Here is a 21,851-nt window from a genome sequence, read left to right on the forward strand (position 1 = left end):
TTCTCTCCTTTTTCATTTAAATGCAGTAAACCTGCTCGTCGTTTCATCTATTATCAGATACGCGATCACGTAAAGATGAATTGGATCCAATAATAGAGTAAAAATAGCGTTACGATTAACGTTAGCGGCACGGCGATCAATGAAACCTTCAAGTAATCTTTCCAATGCACCTTGATCTTATTTTGCCGTAATATGTGCATCCAAATTAAAGAGGCTAGTGTCCCGATAGGCAGTAACAATGACCCGATATCGCTGCCAATAATACTGGCAAGATACATTGTCTTCATCGTTACGGGATCGAGATTCATTTCTGTTAACGTAATCGTTCCTATTAACAAGGCTGGATGATTGTTAAAGAAGTTAGATAATAAGGAAACCAATCCCCCCATTAGAAAGCTAGCTTCGAATAAGCCCTGATGTACGATAGGTTCACAAATTTTCAGCAGCAGGTCTGTAAGCCCCGAGTTATGAAGACCATAAATGATCACATACATTGAAAATGCGAAAACCAATATTTGCCACGGGGTTTTTTTCAATATATCCACTGGATTGGTGCGTAAGTGATACCATCTCCATACGAGTAAAACAAGAGATCCGAATACAGCAACAATCTCTATGGGAATCGCAAGAAAAGAGGCAACAAAGAGTGAACAGCGCATAATAAAGACAAACAGCAATATTTTCAGCATCAATTTGGTGCGCTGGCTTTTGGTTTCGACGGTAATCTGCCCTTTTAACGGATGGAAGTTTCTGGTAAAAAATATTTGTTCAATATCATATGCGGAGTTTGGCAGTTGTTTCGGCAGCTTTCTTTTGACTAATATATACATCAACCATGACATAAACACCAATCCAACCATTGCGGGCAGAAACATCATCGCAGTATGCATATATAGCGTCATATGGACAATTTTCAATGCAATTAAATTCACAATGTTGCTGACCCCAATCGGCGCGCTTGATGCTGTCGCGATCAGTGCCCCAGTTAATAGATAGGGGATTTGTTGATGGGGCTTCATTTGAAGATTTCTAAGAAGTAATATTAGAATCGGAGTTGTAATAAGTATACTGCCATCGTTATTAAACAAAAGTGTCATCAAAAAACACAGCAACTGAATGTTCCAATAGAGACGATAACCCGAACCCCTAGATAAGCTTGCCAGCCGTGCCGCTGCCCAATGAAAAAAACCGAAGCTTTCCAATATAACAGCCATTACAATCGTTGCGATAATGGTGATCGAGGCACCGCCAATTTTTTGGATAATGTCCACAATATTCGCTTGTGATACCACGCCGGTCAGTAAAATGATCGCTGCGCCTACAGCGGCCGGCCAGGCTTCATTGATCCCCCTCGGTCTCCAAAATATAACTAAAGTGGTCATTAGGAACACGAAAACTGAAATCATGATATGAATATCCATCGTCGTTTTTTGTCCCTTCTTTCTTTTACAAAATATAAGCAATGTAACTTTTTTGCTTGTCCTATAGCATATGTAAATCTATAAAGAAGGAACTAGATACGAGACTAGAAAGGCAAAAATGGTTGTTTGCCATAATGGGTTTTTGATTCACTCTATATTTAGTAGATGTTTGCCTGTAACCATCGTTATTTATCCTTTAAGAGTTAGACAGGTGACTATTCCATAAATACGGAAATGGTTTGACTATGGGTGTATGCCTAGAAGAATACAAAAAAAAAGGACCTCACCGTGGGAAACAGGCGGTCCCGTAATTCGACTACTTATTTAAATTTAAGAAAAATTAAGGTAAATGCGCCGATTTAATATGAGAGAGCTTTAAGTATATGACCTCGCCACTGGCATCAACAAGCTCAATCATTGCCTCACTGACTTTTTTTATTAATCCTATCTTCGTTGAATTATGGCCCATATCGAAAACCACAAGCTCCCCCTCCCATTTCTTGATTTGATCTTCAAATGAACTAAGTAAGGGGATGTTGGAGGGGATCACTGGAACCTTTTCATGACTAAGATTGTACGGAGGGTTTTTTAAATGATAGGGAATCAGCCATTTCAAATGATGCAATGAAATGAGCACTGTTTTGTAGACAGGTGAGTAAAACGCAAAATAGTCACTGCGAACATTCATAATATACCCATGTATGGAGACGTTGCCTGTCACATAAACCTCGGTGAACAGACCTTTTGCGTTGGTTAGAATCTTACGATAGGAAATGGATTCTTTATCTTTTGCTAAAGAGGTTTCATTTGGCGCACTTATATCATCATTGTTAATGGAACTCACATTTATTCTATGAACGTGTAATAATGGGATATAAACAAATTTTCGGCCATCAAATAATACAAGAATATCTTTACCGGTCTCAATAAGTATCCCTTGAAAAAACGTGTTTCCCGAAATCACGACATCAACTTGCTTTCCGCATAATACTGAAATGCCCAAGTAAACTCCCCCTACCATGAAAACAGGATAGTATTACAATATATATGTACAAACTGAACACTTTAGAAAAGAAAATTACAATGAATGGATTAAAAAGGGGCGGCTTTATAGATAAAATTTTACAATAAACACCATTTACTGGATAAGGTCGGCAACCGGACTGCAGATAAGTCTGTAAAGTGCTCAATAAATCTCGTCGCATCGATATCGACTGCTACAATTAGCGGGCAGCTTTTTGGGGATGGTTCTGTCTTGTCTTATTAATAAATCACGCGGTATGAGTGTTTGTGCGTATGCTGCAGCAGCATGCAGCAGTGTTTCAGTAATAAAGGTCTGTTAAACGCTAAAGCTATGGTTCCCGGATCATGCAGCCAAAGTCCGGTATGCTCTGTCGGAGTTCTTACACTTAAGTAGATTTGCCTTTCTTGTTCAGGCCAAACTTCCAAAATACCGTTTACTAATCTTGCAATCTCGGTTTTTCTGTCCCTGATCGTTTCGACTTGAGTATCTGGGAGGAGAACCTATTGAAACACGCAGTAATCCAAAATGAAAAAACACATTATTGTATTTCTAACTTTTTTCTTATAACAGTTGTCCAACTTGTAATACTAAAATGCGATATATGCAGTTGGTCGTTTTATTAAATTTATTTTAGGCCTTTCTGTTTTAGGTTTAATGGAAATCTTTTTTACTCGGAAAATTAAAGGGGCTTCACTTAAACTTAATTGGATTGTTTTATTAGCGGTATTAACGGTGACCGTTTTACTTGGATTTTCTCTTCCATTGGGCATTTATATTCAATGGTCATAAAGTTTAATCTTTAGCAGCAAATCGTCACTATTTATTTAAAACGAAAAAACCTAGGGCTCAAAATGAGGGGACCTAGGTTTTTTTGGTATTTAATGAAACAAACGAAATGGCAATCTGAACAAACGTTTATATCAGCATTCTCCTCATCGTACGATAAAGCAGTTCCGTACCCTTCGCAAGATCTTCCGGCGTGGAATATTCTGCTGGATTGTGGCTGATACCGTCTTTGCAGCGGACAAAGATCATACCGTAATCACATGCATATGAGAGCATTAAGGCATCATGGAAAGGACCGCTCATGAGCTCCGGTGTTTTCAGCCCCATCTGTCCGCTCTCGCTGTGCATGATCTTCTTAATCCAGTCGGCACAATAGCGAGGCTCGCTGTTCGTATCTTCCTGAATCTCGTAGTTCAGCTGATACTTTTCGCAGATCTTCTCTATTTCCCGCCTCAGCTGTTTCTCATAACGGTCGCGCCGGTTTTGATCAATATCACGGAGGTCCACAGTAAACGTGACTTCTTCAGCAATAATGTTTCGTGAGTTAGGAAAGACCTGGACGTGGCCAACGGTTCCAACCGTTGGTGCGTCTGGTTCCTGCTGTACAATCCGATTGAGAGCCAGTGTGATCTCAGAAGCTCCAAGCATGGCGTCCTGGCGCATTGCCATCGGAACGGATCCCGCATGCCCGGCAAATCCCTTCAGCTTAACCGTCCACCATAAAGGACCAGAAATTCCGGCCACCACACCAAGTGGAAGATTCGATTTATCCAGTACCGGACCTTGCTCAATGTGAAGTTCCAAGAAAGCGTGAATGCTGCCGGGCTTATACTGCGACTCATGAAATTTTCCGGGATCACATCCGAAGTCACGCAGTGCCTGTTCTCTACTAATCCCGTCCTGATCTTTACGCGTTAAATCCCCTTCATCCAGCTTGCCCAAGATTCCTCTTGACCCAAATAAACCCCGGTTGAACCTCCAACCTTCTTCATCACAAAATGATACGACTTCGATTGGCCGATCTGGGGTTATCCCTTGTTCCTTGAGTGTGGCAACGGCTTCAATTCCTGCCAGTACACCTGCAGGTCCGTCATAACGCCCTCCATATGGCTGTGAATCCAGGTGAGAGCCAATCATGAGGACGGGGGCTTTATTGTCCTTGCCTTCCATTCTGCCGATCAAATTTCCAAAATGATCGATCCTGACCGACATCCCTGCTTCTTTCATCCAGGTTCCAACAAGTGTAAATGCTTCTTTTTCAATTGAAGAAAGGGCCGGCCGGCATACACCCGTCTCACCGATCTTTCCGATTTCAGCCAGCGCTTGCAAATGGGTATTCAGCCGTTCACTATTGATCTTCAACTGTTCTACTTTCATCGTACGCGCCTCCTTTAATAACGAACAAAAGGCTGCTGTTACTGACTCAGCAGCCTTGTTGCTTTGTTACTCTGCAGGTGTCAGGTTTCTTTGCTGATGAAACAGGATGGAAGAGAAATACTTTCTGGCATCTGCCGTTTGAAGATGCAAAACTTCTTTTTCCTGCCCTGCAGCCCCTGTTCGCTCAAATTCTACCGCAGCGCCATCCAGGTTCTCAGTCACTCTCGTCACCCTGAATCCCCGATAGAACAAAAAATCTATTTTTTCTTTTTCCTCAAAATATTCTTGTGACGCTGACATTGAACAGCCTCCTCTTTATGAATATTCCTATTTATTATTTTGACAGGACTGCCAGTTGTTTCTGTCCTTCCGCATTGAATCGTTTCCGTTTAATGTAGCGGCCCTTCCCGAGCTCCCCTACAAATGCTTTATCTTTGATGACAAACTCACCTCTGGATAAAACTGAAACCGGTTCGCCCGTGATTTTCATTCCTTCAAACGCATTATAGTCAACGGCCATATGATGTGTTTTTTCTGAAATCGTGCGTTCTGCTGCAGGATCGAAAATGACAAGATCCGCATCGCTTCCGACAGCGATCGTTCCTTTTTCAGGGAACAGCCCAAACAGCTTGGCGGAACGGGTTGAAACAATATCTACAAATTGGTTCAGCGTGATCCTTCCTTTTTTTACGCCTTCAGAAAAGAGGACTGAAAACCGGTCTTCAATAAAAGGACCGCCGTTAGGTATCTTCGTGAAATCTCCTTTCCCGAGGTCCTTCTGCCCTTTAAAATCAAACGAACATTGGTCAGAGCCAAGCGTTTGAAGCTGCCCATTTTTCAACGCATTCCATAATGGTTCTTGATGTTTCTTTTCCCGGAGTGGAGGAGACCAGACATATTTAGCCCCTTCAAAATTCGGCCTCTCCATTTCGGATTGGTCCAGCACAAGGTATTGTGGACAAGTTTCTCCATAGACGTTGAAGCCTTTTTTTCTCGCCTCTGCAATCTTTTCCACCGCTTCCTGACAGGAAACATGAACTACATACAGCTGAGAGCCAGAAAGGCCGGTCATCATGCAGGCTCGTCCAGTAGCTTCGCCTTCCAGTTCAGGCGGCCTCGTTAAGCCGTGATAGATGGGATCCGTTTTGCCTTCTTCCAGAGCTTTTTTCGTCAGAAAATCGATCACATCCCCGTTTTCTGCATGGACCATAACGAGTGCTCCCTGCTCCCTAGCCATAACCAGTGTCTTAAACAAGGTCTCATCATCTGCCTGAAGCACGTTCTTATACGCCATGAATACTTTAAACGACGTTATTCCTTCTTCTTCAATAACCTGCGGAATCTCCCTCATCACATCGTCGTTGATTTCGCCGATCATAAGGTGAAAGGAATAATCGATGACCGCTTTATCCCTTGATTTCTTGTGCCATGTTTCAATGGAATTCTTAAGCGGAACCCCTTTGTCGGTTAAACAAAAATCAATGACTGTGGTCGTTCCTCCATATGCTGCAGCAATTGTACCTGTCTCAAAATCATCCCTGCTAACCGTCCCGCCGAACGGCATCTCCAAATGGGTATGGGGATCGATGCCGCCCGGAAAAATATAACACCCTTCTGCATCGATGACCTCCATGCCCTCGCTTGGAAGGTTCTTTGCGATCATTGCGATTTTGCCGTCCTCTACGAGGACATCTGCTACATAGGTATCAGATGCGGTAACAATCGTACCGTTCTTTATTACTTTTTTCATTTTGCTGCCTCCCTCTCATTATCTTTATATCCAGCCAGTACAGCCTGGCGTTCGTTCCAAGTCATCGGCGGCTGCTCCTGAGGTAGTTCGATCATGTCGATCGCACCGTCCTCCGGACATACAATCGAGCAGAGGTTGCAGCCAACACAATCATCTTCACGAACTTCCAAATACTTTTGTCCGTTAGGATCTGTCAGCATGTCAATACATTGATGGGAAGTGTCCTCACAGGCAATATGGCATTTGTTGCAATTGATGCAAACGTCATTGTTGATGCGGGCCACAATTCTGTAGTTCAGATCCAGGTTGCCCCAGTCTGAATAGCGTTCTACTGATTTTCCGATGATTTCCTGAACAGAGGAGATTCCTTTCTCGTCCAAATAATTGCTTAATCCGTCGATCATATCTTCCACGATGCTGAACCCGTGGTGCATGGCTGCTGTACATACTTGAACCCCGCCTGCACCCATAAGCATAAATTCCACTGCATCCCGCCAAGCAGAGATGCCCCCAATACCCGAGATGGGCACATTGATATGCGGGTTCCTTGCGCATTCGGCCACCATATTAAGAGCGATTGGTTTCACGGCCGGACCGCAATATCCACCGTGCGCTCCTTTCCCGGCCACATGAGGGATGGTGTTCCACGTGTCGATGTCCACACCAGCCAGGCTGTTAATGGTATTAATCATGCTGATCGCATCGGCTCCGCCTTGAACAGCTGCTCTGGCTGTAACCGTAATATCCGTTATGTTTGGGGTCAATTTAACGATAACCGGTGTTTTTGCCGCTTCCTTCACCCACATCGTCTGTGCTTCAACAAGATCGGGCTGCTGGCCTGACGCCGCTCCCATTCCTCGTTCAGCCATACCGTGTGGACAGCCAAAATTCAGTTCAAGGCCATCGACACCAACATCCTCCACCCGCTTGACGATTTCATGCCATTTCTCTCTATTCGGCTCTACCATCAAAGATGCGATGATGGCGTGGTTTGGAAACCTCTTCTTAGTTTCATAGATTTCTTTTAAGTTCACTTCCAGCGGGCGGTCCGTAATCAATTCTATATTATTGAACCCTGCCACTTTTTTTCCGTTAAAACCGACGGCCGCAAAACGTGCTGTCGTATTGATGATCGGCTCACCAAGTGTTTTCCATACCGCTCCACCCCAGCCTGCTTCGAATGCCCGCTGAACCTGATAACCCGAGTTCGTCGGTGGAGCAGAAGCCAGCCAATATGGATTGGGCGATTCAATCCCTGCAAGGTTTATACGCAAATCTGCCATATAAAGGCCCTCCTAAATGATTTTTGAAAAACAGAGTGGATGGCTACGCGGTCTCAATAATGGAATTCTTTAATGCCTGATGGATGGCATAAGCTGTCTTTTTCCCTTGTTGGGCTGCTGTTACAACCATCGCTTCACCTTGTCCGTCACCAAAAATAACATCACCCGCAGCGAAGACCTTTTCATTGGAAGTTTGATATGTTTCGAGATTGACTTTGACCGTTCCCCATTGATGTTCGAGGCCAAAGGACTCAATCAGATCGGTAAATCTTGTCTGCCCGATGGCTTTAATCACAACATCAACTTCCAACAGGAATTCAGACCCTTCAATCGGAGCAGGTCCTCTTCGCCCGTCGGCGCCAGGTTCGCCAAGCTGCATACGGATGCATTCCAACTGCTTTACATGTCCTTTTTCATCTCCAATGATTCTTTTCGGGGCGGTCAACCACCGAAATTCCACATTATCCTGCTTGGCAAATTCAAACTCAAAATCGTAGGCGGTCATTTCCTCCTGTGTCCGGCGATAAAGGATTTTAACATTTTCCGCACCCAGCCGGACGGAACACGTCGCTGCATCAATGGCTGTGTTGCCGGCGCCGATCACCGCTACCCTTTTGCCAATATAAGCTTCAGAAAGTTCTTTTGTCTTTGTTTCTTCAACAAACTGAATCGCATCATGAACACCAACCAGATCCTCTCCATCAATCCGGAGCATCGGAACCTTGGACATGCCCACTGCAAGGACGACAGCATCATAGTTTGCAAGTATTTCTTCAGGTTGTATATCTCGGCCGATCATCGTATTCGTTTTTATTTTCACACCGAGTTTTTCAACTTGCTGGACTTCCCAAAGCGAGACCTTTTGCGGCAGGCGGAATGAAACAATACCATACGTATTTAGTCCTCCTGCCTTTTCCTTTGCTTCGAAAATGGTAACTTCATAACCGAGAAGAGCAAGTTCACGGGCGGAAGACAAGCCGGCAGGGCCTCCACCGATCACTGCCACTTTTAAGCCGTTTTTCTCTCCAGCCTTAAACAATGTCTGTTCGTTCTTAATCGCCCAATCGGTAGCATACCGCTGAAGGTCACCGATCATGATCGGTTTAGTGGAGTCATTAAGTACACAAGCTCCTTCACAGAGCTCCTCAGTCGGACAAACCCTTGCACAGCTAGCTCCGACGGGGTTGGACTCCATGATGGTCCTCGCTGAACCTTTTAAGTTTCCGGAAGCGATTTTTTTAATAAACGATGGGATATTGATTCCCGTCGGACAGGCTTGAATGCATGGAGCGTCATAACAGTAAAGGCATCTGTTCGATTCATCCCTTGCCTCTGCAGGAGTTAATCCTGATTTTACCTCGTCAAAATTTCGCTGAAGATCCTGAAGTGATATAAACGCTCGGTTTCCGTTACTCATCTCTCGTGCGCCCCCTCTATTCATTGGAATTAAGGCAAAAGTGTGGTCATTTCCTGATAGGTTTCAGGTCGCCGGTCTCTGAAAAATTGCCATGTGTTTCTTATTTCGCGGATCAATTCCTTGTTCATCTCACCAATGACAACTTCGTCCTGATCACGGCTTCCCATGGCCACAAAGCTTCCACGCGGGTCACAAAGGTACGACTGACCGTAAAATTCCCCAAGGTTCCATGGGCCTTCTGTACCGACTCGATTGATCGCAGCGACGTAATATCCATTAGCCACCGCATGAGCCGGCTGCTCGAGCTTCCATAAGTATTCTGAAAGGCCAGCGACTGTGGCAGAAGGATTAAACACGATTTCAGCTCCGTTTAACCCCAGCAGTCTGGCCCCCTCCGGAAAATGGCGGTCATAGCAAATATAAACCCCTACCTTGGCAAACGCAGTGTCAAATACCGGGTATCCCAGATTACCGGGCTTAAAGTAATATTTTTCCCAGAATCCGTTGCCTTCATGGCCAACATTCACTTGCGGAATATGATGTTTTCGATATTTGCCAAGGTAGGAGCCGTCTGCATCAATCACTGCAGCAGTATTGTAATAGGTTGCAATGCCTTCTCTTTCATAGATTGGAAGAACGATGACGGTACCCAGTTCACGAGCCAATGCCTGAAAGCGGCTGGTCGTTGGGCCGTTCGGAATTTCCTCCGCGGCATCATACCACTTGGAATTTTGCTCCGTACAAAAATAAGGACCATAAAAAATCTCCTGCAAACAGATGATTTGAGCTCCTTTTTGTGCGGCTTCCTTTACGAGTCTGATGTGCTTCTCAATCGCCTGTTCTTTGTGTACCGAAACGGATTCATTTCCATCTGCTTCGTTGGAAGCTTGAATGAGACCAATCTTAACCACGTTTGACATCATATCTCCCCTTTATTAAATTGGATGGTGAACTGGAAATAATACAAATCGAATGTGAGAGCGCAACCGATGCAAAGTGAGGCATGAAACAAAAAATTTCATGTAAGTGGAAGGGTAGTTCGTCTTACTTACTATCATTCGCCATGAACACTATGTAATCATTCTAAATTTTTGAATATTTTTACTATACTTGCATTAAAATAATTTTTCATCATACATACCGTCAAATTGTAAAGCACGATTTTGTTACACCTCGTTAAATTCAGTATGAGGGAAACATCATGGCTCTTGTGAAGTGGGAGCCATGATGTTCGATCTAAAGGGTATAAATAGCTTCTTTCAATGTTTTTACAAGAAAAGCTCCATCCTCATCTGTTATATTCAGAGGCGGCGCAAGAGTCAGCACATTATTAAATCCTGAGACTGTATCGCCATTTTTGCCGATCAGCAGCCCTTTCGCTTTGCACGCGCCGATTACTGCATTCACTTGGTCTGCAGGCAACGGCTCTTTCGTTTTTTTATCTTGAACAAGCTCAATGCCGAACAACAACCCTTTTCCACGGACGTTTCCAACAAGAGGATGTGCTTCCAGATCAATGAGCGCTTTTAAAAGGTCTTCTCCCTTCTCTCGAGAGCGCTCTATCAAGTTTTCCTTCTCCATGATCTCCAAGTTCTTCAGTGCAACCGCACAACAAGCGGGGTTGCCGCCGAATGTATTCACATGTCGAAAGTGATCATACTCCCCTTCTCCTTTAAATGATTCATAAATCTCACGTTTTACGGCAGTTGCTGACAGCGGAAGGTAGGAACTTGTAATCCCTTTTGCCATAGTGACGATATCAGGCTGTACGCCATAGTTCATAAAACCGAACGCTTTACCCGTTCGCCCAAACCCGTTGATGACTTCATCAGAGATCAGCAGCGCCCCGTGTTTTTCACAGATGTTTTTTACTTTTTTCATATAGGAATCATGCGGTATGAGAACACCGCCTCCTGTGATGATCGGTTCCATGATAACACCGGCAATGGTCTCAGAAAGCTCCCATGTCATCACACGGTCAATTTCTGAAGCACAATGTTCACTGTAAGACTCCGCATTATGGTAATCCGGAAACCGGTAACTGTCAGGCGGAGCAACATGAATAAACCCCTGTCCGAGCGGTTCATATTTGTATTTTCGCTGAGCCTGCCCGGTCGCGGCGAGAGCTCCCATCGAGTTTCCATGGTATCCCCGGTAGCGCGCGATGAATTTATATCTACCTTGCTCGCCTTTCTGCTGATGGTACTGCCTGGCGATCTTAAAAGCGGCCTCATTTGCTTCTGAACCGCTGTTTGAGAAGAAAATAACATAATCTCCACCAAGCCACTGGTTCAGTTTTTCACCAAGTTCAATGGCTGGCTGATGGCTTTGGGTCAGGGGATAATACGGCAGCTCTTTTAATTGGGCGTAGGCTGCTTCCGCAAGTTCTTTTCTGCCATAGCCAACATTCACAGACCATAGCCCAGCCATACCGTCCAGGTATTTTTTCCCTTCATTATCGACGATCCATGATCCGTCAGCGGATTTTACGACCATGGTTGAAGGATTATACCGTTTCATCGAATGCCAGATGTACTGTTCATCTTTTTGCTGCAGTTGATCCTTCTGCTCGATTTGCATCACAGTCTCTCCTTTCAGATTATACAAAACGGGAGGTGATCATCTTTTTTCTAGTGAAAAAGTTAAGTCCGTCCTTGCCGTTTGCATGAAGATCTCCATAGAACGAATCCTTTGCACCGGAGAACGGAAAGAAAGCCATTGGTGCCGGCACCCCGACATTCACGCCGAGCATGCCCGGCTCTGCCTCCTCACGGAACTGCCGAACGGCCTTTGCATCCTGTGAATATAGGGTTGCAGAGTTTCCAAACCTTGATTTGTTAACGATCTCCAAAGCTTCCTCCAAATCCGCAGCACGAAGAATACTCAGAACGGGAGCAAACAGTTCTTCCCTTGCAATCGTCATGTCTGCTGTTACTCTGTCGAAAATCGTTGCTCCAAGGAAGGTTCCATCTGCATGATTTCCCATATCCTCCCTTCCATCCCGAACTAAAACTGCACCTTCTTCCTTGCCCTTTTCAATCAATCCTAATACTTTTTCACGATGGCTATGGCGGATAACCGGAGTCAGCAACACATCATCGTCTAAACCGGACTCCATCTTCATTTCGTCGGCTTTTTCCTTTAACGCCTGAACAAAAGTATCCTGATGTCCGACTAAAACGACAGCACTGCACGCCATACAGCGCTGGCCCGCACTCCCGAACGAGGAACTGAGTATATTTTGGACAGCTTTGTCGAGTTCAGCATCCGGCATGACGATGTGATGATTCTTTGCCCCTGATAATGCCTGAACACGTTTCCCTTGAGCTGCTGCTTTTTCATAGACATACTTCGCCACCGGCTGGGATCCAACAAATGAAACCGCTTTCACTTCTTCGTGCTCGATCAGTCCATTAACGACATCATGGGCCCCATGGACAATATTAAAAACTCCTTCCGGCAATCCTGCCTCAGAAAGCAGCTCTGCCAGACGGTTAGCCAGAATTGGAGTACGTTCTGAAGGCTTCAGCACAAACGTATTTCCGCATGCGATCGCCAGCGGGAACATCCAGCATGGAACCATCATCGGGAAGTTAAACGGAGTGATCCCTCCTACAACCCCGAGCGGGTAACGGAACATCTCAGAATCAATATCTTCAGCAATGCTTCCAAGGGATTCACCCATCATCAGAGAAGGTGCCCCACAGGCGAACTCAACACATTCGATGCCGCGAAGCACTTCGCCATGTGCTTCTTTAAAGCTTTTCCCGTTTTCCATCACAACGAGCTGAGCCAGCTTCTCATGATTTTCTGTTAACAGCTGCTGATATTTAAACAATATTCTGGCGCGCTTCGGCACGGGAACCTTCTTCCAGGTTTTGAACGCTTCTTTTGCGGCCTGAACTGCCTGTCCTACCTCTTCCTTTGTTGAGATTGGGACACTCGCCAGCACTTCTCCAGTAGCCGGGTTAGGGACATCAAGGAATTCAGAGGCTGAGGAATCCACCCACTTGCCCTTTACAAAATTTTTGAGCGTTTGGGCTTTATTCGTCGTCACTGTCACAATAAAAACCTCCCGTATCCATTTTTTAAATATTCTAAACTTTCTCTATTCCATTATAACCCGATAACTGCGGACATTCATTAGACATATCGTAAAATCATTTACCTGATACGTATACATAACGGTAAATAAAAGAGGCTGAGCCCCAATCTCTATGTGGATTTGGGGTTCAGCCTCTAAGGCAGTTCCAGGTATTCATGTGCCATTGCTGCAAATTCCACAGCCTGGCGCTTTCCGGGTTCCATAAAATCTTTGCCGAGCAGCTCCTCCAGCTGCTTAATCCTGTGGTACAAGGTCTGCCTGACAATATATAGCTGACCTGCTGTTTCTTGTTTGGATCCACCGCACATCAGAAAGACCTTCAGTGTGGTCAGAAGCCTTGTATTATTTTTTGCGTCGTACTCAATCACCGGTCTGAGATAATCTTGAATAAAATCTTCGAGCTCGTGCTTGTCCTGAATCATGGAAATCAGGCGGTACATATGGAGGTCATCGTATAGCGGACTGCTTTTCCCGTTCGGCAGTTTGGTTTGAACCATTAAAGCGTTCAGGGCTGTATTATAGCTTTTATCGAGTGCTCCGAGCCTGTTTATCCGTTTGCCGACCGCCATAAAGAGGGATGGTAGCTTTTGATTTTCCCTTGCCAGAAGAATCCCTTGGCGCACCCTTTCTTTGTAAGACATGACTTCCCTTAGGTTAATGAGGATAAAAATGAGATGGTCGCTTTTTACATAGGGGAGAATATAAAAACCGAGCGGTTCGAAAATGGACCTGATAACAATCTGTATATATGGATATTGTGTTTCAGAGACACCTGCCTCTCTATTTTCCATTTCTACACAAAAAACAGATGCTCCTTGATGCCGGCCCTTCATCCCCAAGTAACTGAGATGTTTTTCAATCTCATCGTCACGATGACGGCCTTCCAGCCACTCTTGCATCCAGGTGTTTTCTTCCGCCCTCTTTTTTTCAGCAGCATACATCTCCCGCAGAAGCTGGTTGGCCAATGCGGTCGCTGTCCTGTCTGCCAACAGGACGTGCAGATCAGTCATGGGCCGATCTTTCGAACAGAGAATCAACTCTGCAAATGGATGGTCCAGCACCTGAATGGGCTGCCTTACTACAAAAGAGGTTTCCTGTTCCTGTTCAATAAAAACAAGCAAATTTTCCTGTTCTGAGGAATCCAGGGCAGGGACTAGTGTCACATTTTTCTGGCTATGTATAAAAACCACCTGCATGTTAATGGAATTGTGAAGAAGATTCAGTATGTTTTCCTGAGGATTTGGGCTCAGCAGAATCTGATTCAACGCTTGTGAAAAACTCTCAAGCTTTGTGATCATCTCATAATGCTGCTGGATGAGATAGGTATGCAGGTCTTGGGTAATATCAATGAAACGGACTTCTTCTTCAAACAGGATAATGGGAAACCCGTGCTTTTCAGCTGTTTCAAGAATGCATGAAGGCACAGCCGAGAGCTGGGTTCCAAGTTCGATGCACAAACCAGAAACATTTAATTCAATAAGCTCCAGCACAAAAGAAAGAAAGACTTGCTCGTTGTCTTTCCATGCCATGCCCGTCGAAAGGATCAGCTCATTTCCGTTCAGGAGATTTCCGATCTGTGTGACCTCCATCACATGAACCCATTTGACCAGACGGTTCAGTCCCTTGCTGCCGGCAGCTATTTTCGCCTTGGAAAAGGTGTTTCTCTTCAAAACATCATTCATCGTAATATTCAGATGCAAAACGATACCGGCACCCCATTTCTGTCGGAATTTACTTATTATTCATTCTTTTATTTTACAACAGTCCTTGCTGGGAGGCACTTTCTTTTCAAAAAGAAAAGACCTCTTGTTCTAAAAGAGGCCTTTAGGCTTTGCTTTAGGGAATGGCATAGATTTCTACGGTAAATTCTTGATCGTTTGTTTTTTCCGGGTTTGCAAGGTAGATGTCGTCCACAGTTTTTATATCCGTTGTAGATCCGTCTCTCAGATCATTAAAAATGGTCTCATCGAAGCCGAATTTGTCATCATGCATTACATCAAACTGTGCGCCTGCCGGACCTGAGGTGACTTTCCATTGGAGTTTGCTGGCATAGGCAGGAATGTTTTTCAGTGAAAAATTATCGCTGGATCTATGATCCTGTCCGGGCTTGGGAGTACCATAGGATGAAATGGTCCCCACTTTTACAGGAGCTTTTACTTGTACGTAAAACGGATCATTGTCCAAAATCCGGTCATACGCATACCATGCCGCCAGCCATCTTCCTGCCGCATTATTGGATTCCTTTGGAATAAGTCTTACCGAAAACCAATCCTGCCCATTGGTTGATGACCCTTCCCAAGTTGAGGCAAAAGGAAATTCATCGCACTCCTTTCCCGTCCGATCTTCATCCTTAAATTCCTTGTTGCAGACGGATCTCGTCTTCGCCCGGTTTTGTGCATATTCCTCAGGATGCCTTTTCGTATACATACGTGTCAGCGGGCGGTCCCCCAATGCTCCAGGTATTTTTTTCCCCAGCTTATAAGGTTTCGTCTTCTCTGGTTGATCCATGGCAAACTTCCAATGTTCACCCGCTTCTTTTAATGGAGCGAACTCTGGCTGGGTGACGGGTACATTCAATACCGCATCTGTTTTACTGAATATAGCCCCCTGCCAAAAATGCTGGTCGGGAAAAGCAAACATGTATTTTGCTGAATCAAACCGGACTCTCTGTTTGATTCCATCGATCGTTTTAGTAAATTTCCTGGGTGCATGCTTTATAGTGAGTTTGGGCCAGAAATCCATGTATCCGATTCGATCCGGGTTATTATCAGTGGCCGGGGGAGCGTCTGAAAGGAAAGTTTTCAAACCATAATTTGTGTTTTTCCACTGGGCGATCGTACGTTCTATGGCTGGGGTCTTTGAATCGGGTTTGCAATCACCTGGATTGATTTTAGCCTGACAAACGAGGTCGATTTTCAGTTTTGCACCGTTTAATGAAGGGTTGGTAACAAGAATATCATCAATGCTGTAATAGACTCTCATTTTCCGGCTCTGATTGGATCCGTATCCGATTTCAGTAAACTGAATTTGCACACCGTCATACGTACAAATACCAAAGCGGCATGACCTTGGTATCTGGTATGTAGCCACATGGGACCAGCAGAAAGAGTAATGATTTTTAATATAACCTGTTTCTGATCCGCTGGATGGGTTGTTTCTGCACTCTTCCACGGTACTGATATGATCATAATCGAATGCCGGCGGCTCCCAGCCCAATGCAGTGTACCTTGGCGGTCCCATCTTTGATTCATAAACAGAACTGCTTTGCTTGTCTTCGTTTCTAAGATCCTCTAACGTCTGAACCTCTTTTTCTGTTTTTTCCTTTATTGATTTCTCGCTGTACCTTTCAACAGATTTCCCTTCCTTCATGAGCTTTGTTGCCTTTACCGTGTTTGCTCCTCGAAGCCAATAACCGCCTCCTTCTGGATTGGATTGTGCCTCTGCTGGTGTAATAAGGCCCATGATCAAAAATAACATGAGTGAAGCGGAAACGATCAGCCTGTACGATCTGGACATTTCATAACCTCCTCTATTATTTTGATTTGGAAATTAGGATTTAATAGTTCCTCCACATATCGGCCTATTGTTTCCTTTTTTACATCCCCCAAATCGGAGACATGTTACTATACAAATCTATCATTTACAATACATCCCATAGAAAATACTTCCAAAATACTAATGGAGTATTTTAAGATATAAGGAACTGGGTAGATAGGTGAACGGCAAATGTCATACTTAAAAAGCATTCTCCAATAGAAAGGGAGAATGCTTTGCTGAAAAATTATTTGACCCATGAACCAACAATGGGGTATCGGTATGGCCGCTCATTTAAAGCTCGCACAATGCCCATTAAAGGCGCAATGATAGCCATTAATCCAAAAACAATAAGGAATGGCAAGCCGATGAGCACCCATGAGAAAAACGCCGAGATACCGATTAACAACCCGATAACAATGTGGAAGAGCGCAGCTTGCAGTGCCAGGCTTTTAACCTCCCGATCGGATATGAGCAGGTAAACGATGAGCGGAACCAGCAACGGCGCAAACCAAGTACTGGCGTGAATAAGAATTCGAAGTCCTTTATGTTCCAATTATCAAAATCTCCCTTTTCAACAGTAATAGAGTATATGGTTAGTTTATAGGAATTTTTCCCTTTTGCAACTCGCCTTGAGTCCAATTTTATGTACGCCTCAAGACCTAGGGCTATAAGCAGCATTAGCCTGCTGCTGCCAGGACTGCAGCTGCTCCAGCCCTTTGCGGTCGTTCAAAAGCTGTTCCGCAAGAGCTGTTCCTTTGGCTACGGACTGGGTATGCCCAAGTATATAGAAACGGAGCCCGGCGTTTAGAACGACCTGATTTCGATATGGAATAAGCTTCTCTGACCTTTCGCCTGCCAGTACACTTTCGATGATTGTAGTTTGCTCAGCTGGAGTAAGTCTCTCTTTGTTTATTTCCTTTGCATGCTTTATTCCATAGTCTTCCGGATTAATAATGATCGATTCACTTTTCTCCCTGGTTACTTCATATATAAAGCTGCTTCTGTGTACAGGAAGATCTTCTGAACCTTCCGCCCCTTGTACGATAAAGGCTTTTTCATAGTTTAACCGCTGAAGACTCGGTATGATTTTATTGACTGCGGTTCGATGAAAGACACCAAGGATAATGTATGCTGCACTCGAAATATCCAGGAGCTTCTCAACCGTATTCATAATTGTCCTCACGCCGATTTCTTTGCGTATATCCCTTAATGAACCGAGCGGTGGACAAAGCTTTTCCGTCCATCCAAACCCGATCGCTGTTCGATCAAGCGAAGACTCTATTTCTTTTAAATTCTGAGCGACCGGAACTTTTAGATGCTCCAGTATGGTTTTTAATGAAGTTCCGTGTTTGGGAGGAAGCGATTCATCAGCATGCAAAAATACCGGCAAACCCTGCTGCGATAAAAGAATGCTCACAGGAATTGTCGCCGCAAATGAGTTTCTGCCGTTATAAGGTCCTGCACAGTCAAGTATCTTTCGGGTATTCCGAGTTAAATGCCCGGTATGGTTTCGGAACTCGTGAATAAAAGCGAGAAGTTCATCCGGAGTTTCCATTTTTATGCGTTCAGCCATGAAAAATGCGGCGATTTGGGCATCTGTTGCCTCCCCTTCAGTAATACAGGCAGCCGCTTTCAGCGCTTCTTCATACGTCAGGTCTTTAGCCCCCCGCTTGCCTCGTCCAACTTCTTTAATCCATTGCTGCATATCCGACACCTCTCCTATCTGTTAATTTTAGAATTATCTCATTTTTCACCGTGAAAATAAACCCTAATAAATCTCCAATGAATTTGGCTGAAACAGGGTTAAATATAAAAGAGATTCTTATAAAGAATCTCTTTTGTGTTTCCTGTTATAGCATTCCGAGCATCTTTTTGGTTGCCGGACCCACAATCCCGTCAACTTTCAGTTTCTTTGCTTTCTGGAACTTGCGGACAGCCGTATCGGTATTCTTCCCGAAGATGCCGTCGATTCCCTTCGTGCTGTATCCTTTATTGGTAAGAGTTCTCTGCAGCTCTTTCACTTCAGTTCCTTTGCTGCCTAGCTTGAGGTTTACAGAAGAGTTCGCAGGAAGTGACGATGATTTCAGACCGTATGCAGCGGCGATGGAGTCATAAGATTTGCTCGAACTTACGATAACAACAGGTGTATTGACTTTCACTTTGCTGAAAAGCCACTGTACTTCGTTGTTGTACATTCGGATGCATCCGGCACTCGCATAGGTTCCAATGGAGCCCGGGTTGTTGTTCCCGTGAATAGCATAAGTGGTCCCCCATGTCCCTCTGGCATTCAGTCCGAGCCAGCGGTTTCCAAGCGGGTTCCTCGGATCTCCACCAGGAATATGGCCCGAATAGTATGGCCTGTTGACGATTTTGTTTACAATTTTAAACTTACCTTCAGGCGTAAATGATTTTTGCCGGCCTGTAGCTACTTTGAACACACTGTTCAGCCTGCTGTTTTCATAGTATGCCAGCTGATTCTTCGATTTGTTGATGATAATGAATTGGCTTGCTCCGGCTGCACGGGCAGGCTGGGCAAAAAAAAGCACAAAACTGAACGTTAAGAGGAGCACTAAAAGTTTCTTCATCTGTTCCCTTCCTTACTTTAAATTTACGTTTGTCGCCAAACAATAAATCATATGCTCCTCAGCAGGAAGAAGATTACATTTTTTACAATTTTATTTCATTTTAATTAAATTCAAATGGCGGTCACTTATTTCATTTGGAAAGAAGTCATTGATAATCTGGGGAAATGAACTTATCCTTAGATAAACAAGAGGTTGAAAGGAGAAAATGATGAGCAACTATACGAAACAGCAGAACGGCATCTTCCCCTCCGTCTGCCCTCTGGATTGTCCGGATCAATGCGGTCTGATTCTCCATAAAACAGATGGAAAAATAATAAAAGTTCAGGGAGATCCAAACCATCCGGTTACAAAAGGGAACATTTGCAACAAGGTAAGAAATATGCCGGAACGAATCTATGATTCTAACCGGCTTACCACTCCTTTAAAACGGAGCGGCCCTAAAGGTTCCGGTCAATTTGAGCCCATTACCTGGGAAGAGGCGATTGGCTCCATCACCTCCAAATGGAAGAATCTGATAGAAACTGAAGGCGCTGAAAGCATCCTGCCCTACAGTTTTTATGGCAACATGGGAATTTTGAGCGCTGAAGGTATGGACAGGCGTTTTTTTCACCGGCTGGGTGCCAGCCGTCTGGACCAGACCATCTGTTCTGTCGCAGGTTCTGTCGGCTACAATTACACCATGGGCGGCAGTTTTGGAATGGATCCTGAAGACACCATTCATTCCAAGTTAATCATCTTTTGGGGAATCAATGCGGTCAGCACCAACATGCATCAGGTCGCGTTGGCACAGAAGGCACGAAAAAAAGGAGCAAAAATTGTCGTGATCGATGTGCATAAAAACCGGACCGGTATTCTGGCAGACTGGTTTATTCCCATCCTTCCGGGCACCGACAGTGCACTCGCCCTAGGCTTAATGAACATTCTTTTCGAAAAGCGGTTTGCCGACCTCGGATTTTTGCGTAAATATACAGTAGGCTATGAAGAGCTTCAGGAGCATGTTAAACAGTATGATCCCCATACCGTATCTGCCATCACCGGTGTCTCTGTGGAAGAGCTCCAAGAACTTGCAGCATTGTATGGCGGAATTTCACCGTCATTCATACGCATCGGAAACGGTCTGCAGCATCATGACAACGGAGGCATGGCTGTGCGTACCATCGCATGCCTTCCAGCCATAACGGGGCAATGGCTAAAAAAAGGAGGAGGCGCGATAAAAGGAAACTCAGGCTACCTTGCTCATAATAAAGCTGCGGTTCAACGGCCAGATCTGCTAAAAGATAAAGAGACACGCGTCATCAACATGAACCAGATCGGAAATGCTCTGCTTGACACAAAGCCTCCCATTTCCTCGATGTTTGTATACAATTCCAATCCGGCGGTTGTAGCTCCAGAGGGCCAGAAAGTACGCAAAGGACTGGAAAGGGAAGATCTTTTTTTAGTGGTTCACGATCTCTTTCTGACCGAAACGGCAGCTTATGCAGACATCGTACTGCCTGCTACCTCATCGTTCGAGAACACGGATTTTTACACGTCCTACTGGCACAAATATACACAGATTCAGCTGCCGGTGATCGAACCCTTCGGAGAAAGTAAATCCAATCCCGATGTCTTCCGCCTTCTGGCCGGAGCGATGTGCTTTGAGGAGGATGTGTTCAAGGACTCGGATGAGGATATGATTGATCAGGCATTCAACCATCCAGCCAATCCCTGCCTTTCGGACATCGATCTCCAAATGTTAAAGACAAATCAGTATGCTAAAGCAAAGGACTCATCCCTATTTTCAGGGCCATTACCGACACCGAGTTGTAAAATAGAGCTCTTATCCAAAAGGATGGAGGAAGATGGCTATCCGGCACTGCCGACATATATCCCGCTGATATCCGACGGTGATCATCCCTTCTTGTTCGTACCGGGGCCAAACCATACTTTCTTAAATTCGACGTTCAACAATAACGAAAAACATATACACCTAGAAAGAACACCTCAACTTCATCTTAATTCAAAGGATGCCCAAGAGTTGAAGGTTGAAAATGGAGAAATGGTTCGGATTTGGAATGACCGCGGAGAATGTTTCCTTCAGGCAGCCGTTGGTGACAATGTATTGCCTGGTGTGGCCGTTACCCAGGGCCTGTGGGCCGATCTGCCGGGGACAAAACAACTCGTCAACACGCTGACCCCGGACCGAATTGCGGATATGGGCGGCGGGGCAACCTTCTTCTCTGGCCGCATCAGCATTGAAAAAATGAGACTAATAGGAGGAACCGATGTATCAGAGCAGCATCCGGCCAAAAAATGATGACCGAAAGAACGTCAATACGACCTTGAGCCAGTCACTGTATAAAGAATTAAAAGCATTGGCAGCAAAGCTTGACAGACCTGCAAACGATCTTTTAGAAGAAGGCATGCGGCATGTACTTGAAAAATATAAAAGTCAAAGGATTCCAAAATAAGATAAAAAGGATGTACGCCCCAGGTGAGGTGTACATCCTTTAACTTGCTTTTGGCCGATGAAATATATAATGAGAGGTTGAATTCCTGAATTCCTCGTGTATTTTTGCTCGTGATT

The 21,851-nt window shown here is 44.7% G+C and carries 17 protein-coding genes; 2 read left to right on the forward strand and 15 right to left on the reverse strand.

Annotation, left to right across the window (positions count from 1 at the left end; all coding sequences use genetic code 11):
* Positions 1–65: 65 nt before the first annotated feature.
* The 15 genes from QYF49_RS15865 to QYF49_RS15935 all read right to left on the reverse strand — a co-directional run bounded on the left by QYF49_RS15865 (position 66) and on the right by QYF49_RS15935 (position 19,285).
* Entirely contained in the window at positions 66–1,421 is a 1,356-nt protein-coding gene (locus tag QYF49_RS15865) for an arsenic transporter (protein ID WP_290400584.1), read from the reverse strand.
* A 340-nt stretch (positions 1,422–1,761) separates the two neighbouring features.
* The gene (locus QYF49_RS15870; protein WP_290400585.1) at positions 1,762–2,424 is read right to left on the reverse strand and encodes a DUF2642 domain-containing protein; all 663 of its coding nucleotides are present in this window, start codon (positions 2,422–2,424) and stop codon (positions 1,762–1,764) included.
* A gap of 936 nt (positions 2,425–3,360) precedes the next feature.
* Positions 3,361–4,608 carry a M20 family metallo-hydrolase gene (locus tag QYF49_RS15875; protein ID WP_290400586.1) on the reverse strand — a complete coding sequence of 416 codons (1,248 nt, stop codon included), beginning with the start codon at positions 4,606–4,608 and terminating at the stop codon, positions 3,361–3,363.
* Between the two features lie 66 nt (positions 4,609–4,674).
* Positions 4,675–4,908, reverse strand: a complete 234-nt coding sequence (locus QYF49_RS15880; RefSeq protein ID WP_290400587.1) for a hypothetical protein — start codon at positions 4,906–4,908, stop codon at positions 4,675–4,677.
* Between the two features lie 34 nt (positions 4,909–4,942).
* Positions 4,943–6,358, reverse strand: coding sequence for a dihydropyrimidinase (gene hydA, locus QYF49_RS15885; protein WP_290400588.1), 1,416 nt, complete (start codon positions 6,356–6,358; stop codon positions 4,943–4,945).
* The gene (gene preA, locus QYF49_RS15890) at positions 6,355–7,641 is read right to left on the reverse strand and encodes an NAD-dependent dihydropyrimidine dehydrogenase subunit PreA (RefSeq protein ID WP_290400589.1); all 1,287 of its coding nucleotides are present in this window, start codon (positions 7,639–7,641) and stop codon (positions 6,355–6,357) included. The genes hydA and preA overlap by 4 nt, the downstream gene beginning before the upstream one ends.
* Positions 7,642–7,684: 43 nt before the next feature.
* Complete coding sequence (locus QYF49_RS15895) at positions 7,685–9,058, reverse strand: NAD(P)-dependent oxidoreductase (protein WP_290400590.1); 1,374 nt, start codon at positions 9,056–9,058, stop codon at positions 7,685–7,687.
* Between the two features lie 29 nt (positions 9,059–9,087).
* Positions 9,088–9,978 (reverse strand): nitrilase-related carbon-nitrogen hydrolase, encoded by an 891-nt coding sequence (locus tag QYF49_RS15900; RefSeq protein ID WP_290400956.1) that lies wholly within the window; start codon positions 9,976–9,978, stop codon positions 9,088–9,090.
* Positions 9,979–10,294: 316 nt separating this feature from the next.
* Complete coding sequence (locus tag QYF49_RS15905) at positions 10,295–11,638, reverse strand: aspartate aminotransferase family protein (protein WP_290400591.1); 1,344 nt, start codon at positions 11,636–11,638, stop codon at positions 10,295–10,297.
* 19 nt (positions 11,639–11,657) lie between these two features.
* Positions 11,658–13,121 (reverse strand): CoA-acylating methylmalonate-semialdehyde dehydrogenase, encoded by a 1,464-nt coding sequence (locus tag QYF49_RS15910; protein WP_290400592.1) that lies wholly within the window; start codon positions 13,119–13,121, stop codon positions 11,658–11,660.
* A gap of 176 nt (positions 13,122–13,297) precedes the next feature.
* Positions 13,298–14,863, reverse strand: coding sequence for a PucR family transcriptional regulator (locus QYF49_RS15915; protein WP_290400593.1), 1,566 nt, complete (start codon positions 14,861–14,863; stop codon positions 13,298–13,300).
* 136 nt (positions 14,864–14,999) lie between these two features.
* On the reverse strand, positions 15,000–16,679 hold the full coding sequence (locus tag QYF49_RS15920) for a NucA/NucB deoxyribonuclease domain-containing protein (RefSeq protein WP_290400594.1): 1,680 nt from the start codon (positions 16,677–16,679) through the stop codon (positions 15,000–15,002).
* 265 nt (positions 16,680–16,944) lie between these two features.
* Entirely contained in the window at positions 16,945–17,253 is a 309-nt protein-coding gene (locus QYF49_RS15925) for a DUF4870 domain-containing protein (RefSeq protein WP_290400595.1), read from the reverse strand.
* A gap of 99 nt (positions 17,254–17,352) precedes the next feature.
* A complete protein-coding gene (locus tag QYF49_RS15930) occupies positions 17,353–18,405 on the reverse strand; it encodes an anthranilate phosphoribosyltransferase (protein ID WP_290400596.1) in 1,053 nt (350 codons plus the stop codon).
* Positions 18,406–18,550: 145 nt separating this feature from the next.
* On the reverse strand, positions 18,551–19,285 hold the full coding sequence (locus QYF49_RS15935; RefSeq protein WP_290400597.1) for a L,D-transpeptidase family protein: 735 nt from the start codon (positions 19,283–19,285) through the stop codon (positions 18,551–18,553).
* 208 nt (positions 19,286–19,493) lie between these two features.
* On the opposite strand from QYF49_RS15935, the gene QYF49_RS15940 reads away from it, so the two are divergent.
* Together QYF49_RS15940 and QYF49_RS15945 are read left to right on the forward strand one after the other, a co-directional pair.
* A complete protein-coding gene (locus QYF49_RS15940; RefSeq protein ID WP_290400598.1) occupies positions 19,494–21,581 on the forward strand; it encodes a molybdopterin oxidoreductase family protein in 2,088 nt (695 codons plus the stop codon).
* A complete protein-coding gene (locus QYF49_RS15945; protein ID WP_290400599.1) occupies positions 21,550–21,735 on the forward strand; it encodes a ribbon-helix-helix domain-containing protein in 186 nt (61 codons plus the stop codon). Before QYF49_RS15940 ends, QYF49_RS15945 begins: the two co-directional genes overlap by 32 nt.
* The last annotated feature ends 116 nt before the right edge of the window (positions 21,736–21,851 follow it).

The sequence above is a fragment of the Fictibacillus terranigra genome (assembly GCF_030412265.1).
GTDB lineage: Bacteria > Bacillota > Bacilli > Bacillales > Fictibacillaceae > Fictibacillus_C > Fictibacillus_C terrinigri.

Coding starts and splice junctions, on each gene's coding strand:
- QYF49_RS15900 (WP_290400956.1), bottom strand. CDS start 9,978: ATGTCAAACGTGGTTAAGATTGGTCTCATTCAAGCTTCCAACGAAGCA.
- QYF49_RS15880 (WP_290400587.1), bottom strand. CDS start 4,908: ATGTCAGCGTCACAAGAATATTTTGAGGAAAAAGAAAAAATAGATTTT.
- QYF49_RS15945 (WP_290400599.1), top strand. CDS start 21,550: ATGTATCAGAGCAGCATCCGGCCAAAAAATGATGACCGAAAGAACGTC.
- preA (WP_290400589.1), bottom strand. CDS start 7,641: ATGGCAGATTTGCGTATAAACCTTGCAGGGATTGAATCGCCCAATCCA.
- hydA (WP_290400588.1), bottom strand. CDS start 6,358: ATGAAAAAAGTAATAAAGAACGGTACGATTGTTACCGCATCTGATACC.
- QYF49_RS15895 (WP_290400590.1), bottom strand. CDS start 9,058: ATGAGTAACGGAAACCGAGCGTTTATATCACTTCAGGATCTTCAGCGA.
- QYF49_RS15935 (WP_290400597.1), bottom strand. CDS start 19,285: ATGAAGAAACTTTTAGTGCTCCTCTTAACGTTCAGTTTTGTGCTTTTT.
- QYF49_RS15865 (WP_290400584.1), bottom strand. CDS start 1,421: ATGGATATTCATATCATGATTTCAGTTTTCGTGTTCCTAATGACCACT.
- QYF49_RS15920 (WP_290400594.1), bottom strand. CDS start 16,679: ATGTCCAGATCGTACAGGCTGATCGTTTCCGCTTCACTCATGTTATTT.
- QYF49_RS15930 (WP_290400596.1), bottom strand. CDS start 18,405: ATGCAGCAATGGATTAAAGAAGTTGGACGAGGCAAGCGGGGGGCTAAA.
- QYF49_RS15940 (WP_290400598.1), top strand. CDS start 19,494: ATGAGCAACTATACGAAACAGCAGAACGGCATCTTCCCCTCCGTCTGC.
- QYF49_RS15905 (WP_290400591.1), bottom strand. CDS start 11,638: ATGCAAATCGAGCAGAAGGATCAACTGCAGCAAAAAGATGAACAGTAC.
- QYF49_RS15875 (WP_290400586.1), bottom strand. CDS start 4,608: ATGAAAGTAGAACAGTTGAAGATCAATAGTGAACGGCTGAATACCCAT.